At 67.5% G+C, this 3,166-nt stretch carries 4 protein-coding genes and 2 pseudogenes; 1 reads left to right on the top strand and 5 read right to left on the bottom strand.

Annotation, left to right across the window (positions count from 1 at the left end; genetic code table 11):
- A pseudogene (locus tag ACFWBT_RS42435) lies at positions 1-350 on the bottom strand (tyrosine-type recombinase/integrase); the annotation flags it as partial.
- Entirely contained in the window at positions 268-579 is a 312-nt protein-coding gene (locus ACFWBT_RS42430) for a hypothetical protein (protein ID WP_385710012.1), read from the bottom strand. The gene ACFWBT_RS42430 and the pseudogene ACFWBT_RS42435, both read right to left, overlap by 83 nt.
- 96 nt (positions 580-675) lie before the next feature.
- Between ACFWBT_RS42430 and ACFWBT_RS42425 the strand changes: the two are divergent.
- A pseudogene (locus ACFWBT_RS42425) lies at positions 676-789 on the top strand (IS630 family transposase); the annotation flags it as partial.
- Between the two features lie 28 nt (positions 790-817).
- On the opposite strand, the gene ACFWBT_RS42420 reads toward ACFWBT_RS42425, so the two are convergent.
- The 3 genes from ACFWBT_RS42420 to ACFWBT_RS42410 form a co-directional block, all read right to left on the bottom strand.
- Positions 818-1,489 (bottom strand): nucleotidyl transferase AbiEii/AbiGii toxin family protein, encoded by a 672-nt coding sequence (locus ACFWBT_RS42420; RefSeq protein WP_385710009.1) that lies wholly within the window; start codon positions 1,487-1,489, stop codon positions 818-820.
- Positions 1,486-1,947 (bottom strand): hypothetical protein, encoded by a 462-nt coding sequence (locus tag ACFWBT_RS42415; RefSeq protein ID WP_385710006.1) that lies wholly within the window; start codon positions 1,945-1,947, stop codon positions 1,486-1,488. Before ACFWBT_RS42415 ends, ACFWBT_RS42420 begins: the two co-directional genes overlap by 4 nt.
- A gap of 288 nt (positions 1,948-2,235) precedes the next feature.
- On the bottom strand, positions 2,236-2,637 hold the full coding sequence (locus tag ACFWBT_RS42410) for a site-specific integrase (RefSeq protein WP_385710003.1): 402 nt from the start codon (positions 2,635-2,637) through the stop codon (positions 2,236-2,238).
- Positions 2,638-3,166: the final 529 nt, after the last annotated feature.

The raw sequence follows: 3,166 nt of genomic DNA, 5'->3' as shown, positions 1-3,166 counted from the left end.
GTCGGCCTTTCTGGAGGCGGTGCAGTTACGGGGTGGCAGCCGTGCGGCTGGGGGGCGGTGTCCGCGCTCAGGGTGGTGATGACGGCTTGCTGGAGGCGGGGGCGGACGTGGGCGTAGACGGCAGCGGTGACGCCGATGTGAGCGTGCCCGAGGAGTTCCTTGATGCCGACGAGGTCGACGCCCTGTTCCAGAAGCAGGGTGACGGTCGAGTGCCGCAGGTCGTGAAACCGGCGGCGAAGTCCTGCGCGGTTGAGGAGTCGGCTGAAGCTACGGGTGAGGTTGGCGGGTTCGAGAGGGCTGCCGGTGGGGGTGGTGAACACGTGGCCGTTGTCCGACCAGCTCGTGCCCGCGGGGCCTGGAGGCTTCCTCGGTGTCCAGGCCGCGTGCGTGCAGGGCGTGGATGCTGGTGCGGATGTCGCCGACGAAGTTCATGTAGGTGCGGACCTCGGCGGGGCCGACGAGGGGACCGTGTCCGGGGACGACGATGTGCGGGTCGAGGTCGAGGATGTGCTGGCAGGCGTAGATGACGCCGTTGAGCGGGCCGGCCCAGTGCACGGGGACATCGCCGATGAAGAGCACGTCGCCGGGCGCACACGACGCTGCTGTCTGGGATGTGCACGATCAGGTCGCCGGCAGTGTCGGGACCGACCTCGATCAACTCAACGGCAGTGGAGCCGACTCGAAGCTCTGGCCCGCAACCGGCTCAAGCGCCTCCAGTACCGGCCCCACACCCTCGACGGCTTCATAGCCGGTACCGGCCTGACCCTCGTCGATCCAGCGTCACCTTGACGAGCCGAAAGTCAGTAACAAACCACCGTTAATCCAATTCCTCGTCGCGGAGCAGTCGGCGGCCGAGGTCATCGGCCCATTCCTGGGCCCAGGCCATCAGCTCGTCGATCAGTTCGGGGGTCGCACCGTATGCCTCGAGTTCGGCGTCATCGAGCCAGGCGACGGCGGTCAGCCGGGTCTGGAGAGACTCCAGGTCGAAGCGCTCGCGGGCATGGCGGCGGCCGAATTCCTCAAGGTCGGTCGTGGGCCATCGGCGCGAGGCGGCGAAGACATCCAGGGCGTCGCGAGCCACGCCCCGCTCGGCCAGCGCGCGGACCTTCGTGCCGATCACGTCTTCCTCAGCGAGCACGGGTCCGTAGGCGCAGGAGACGGTCGGCTGGGTGAACACTTCCTTCAGGACGTCCACCTCGCACGTCTCCTGGGATCCGGAGCGGGTGTCGGTGACGTTGAGGCGTGCGGAGAGTGGGGCGGCTTCGATCACTTCGAGCTGCCAGCCGCGTTCGGTGAGCCCGTCGGTGAGGGTGTGGACGATCTCGTCCATCGGTGCAGGGTTCTCAGTGGCGACGTCGAGGTCCTGGCTCGGGCGTGCGAGGAGTTCGTGGGCCTGGACGGCGTAGCCGCCGGTGATCACCAGGGGGTACGGGGAGCCGATGGCCAGGACGTCCGCCAGGAGGCGGGCGTGCAGGTCGGGGAGTCTCACGCGGCCGCCGGACCCTGGCGGGTGCGCCGTCGCCGGGCCGGAGGCTGATCGGGAGGTACGTCGGCCAGAGCCCGCAGCTCCGAAAACCGGTCCTCCCATACACTCCGGATGGTGGTCGAGACCAGGGTTCGCAAGGTAGGCCACGACCGCAGGAGGATGTCGCGGTTTAGGAGAGCAGACAGGTCCTTGCGCATGCCCTCGGCCAGGACGGTGCGGTACAGGCTCATTCGCTGACGTTCGTTGGCGAGGTCGAAGACCCGCAGCCCGGACCAGACCACGGTGGCGGGTGGTTCCGCGACTCCCTCTGCCGGCCCGCGCAGCTCATCCAGCGAATCCGGCAACCGTCGCCGAAACTTCTCCCGGTATAGCTCCAGGTCCGTGTCGCCGGAACCCACGTTCACAACGGCACCACCGATGGGGGACGACGCGGGGACCGGGTACTGCGGGGTGGCGGCCATGCCCCCAATTATGACGGCTACCGCCCGGTGCCGTGCGGCAACACCATGTTCCAGCTCGTGACGCCCTTCACTCCCGGTGCCTCGGCACACTTGCGACTGTCGTCCAGGCCGTTCCTGAAGTTGATCTCTCCGGCTCTCCTTGGGATACCTCCGGGTACGCGCCGGAGCTCGCGACGATAGGAGCGCGCAGCACTGGGGCAACGAGTCAGCCCCTGCGCTGCTGGACGGCCCGTACGATGGCGCCTCGTGTCGGTTCTCATTCGCCGTGTCAACTGATGAGACACGCTTTCAGGCCGAGCCGAGTTCGCGCTGCCAGAAGTCGTAGAAGCTGCGCAGCACCGCGTTGCTGTGGCGGATGGTCCGCGGTTTGTAGCGGTCGTCCAGGTACGTCTTCTTCGTGATCGGATTCGTGGTGCCCGCCGTCGACGCGGAATATGTACGTGCCGACCTGCGCGGCTTCGTCGTGGCCCGGAGCCACAGGACGAAGTCCCGCACCTCCGCCGAGGTCGCACGATGCCACTCGACATCGACCACCCGCAGCCACCGCCACCAGCGCAGCAGGTCGTAGGCGTAGCTGCGCACGCTGCCGGTCCGGTTGTCCTGGGAGATGAAGTTGATCAGGAACCTGCGGACTGGTTGAACGACCTTGCCCTTCTCATCGAAAACAGCCAGGGCACGACACCTGGCCACCCGCCCTTACCGGGGGAGCTGGATGGCGCGGACATCACGGGATTGCTCGTTCAACTCCGTTGCGCTCCTTCGCTCTCGGATGGCGCAACGTCTACCGGCTAGACCGAGCGGGGGATGTACTCCCGTTCGGCGTGTCTCACCGTCCGGTCAAGGACTCTTCTCCGCGATGGCCGACGCGATCAACGCGACCGAACCACCCCCGCCTGCGCGGGGACCAGGGCCATAGGCCGACGCTGGAGGACGAGCTCGGTGGCCCCGTTTCCAGCGTCGGTGAGGGCACGGATGTGGGACAGCCGGGTTTGAGTCCCTGGCTGGCATGGTCAAGCCGCAGTAGTCCCGAACCGCTGCTTCCGCCGGAGAAGTGTGACTCTGGGGTGGGGACTGTGGGGCTGGGGTGGAAGTGAGCGGTCGCAGCCGTCGCCCGTCCCGCACTGGCTTGCCAGCAGGGCTGAGTCAGGACCACGCTTCGTCTTGACCTCGGTCTGCTCGGATGGCTCGCCGGCGGCGCTCGAAGTCGGGCAGGTCCGGC

The sequence above is a fragment of the Streptomyces sp. NPDC060027 genome (assembly GCF_042737005.1).
GTDB lineage: Bacteria > Actinomycetota > Actinomycetes > Streptomycetales > Streptomycetaceae > Streptomyces.
The sequence above is the reverse complement of the archived record's forward strand: the minus strand, read 5'-3'. Positions and strand labels throughout refer to the sequence as shown.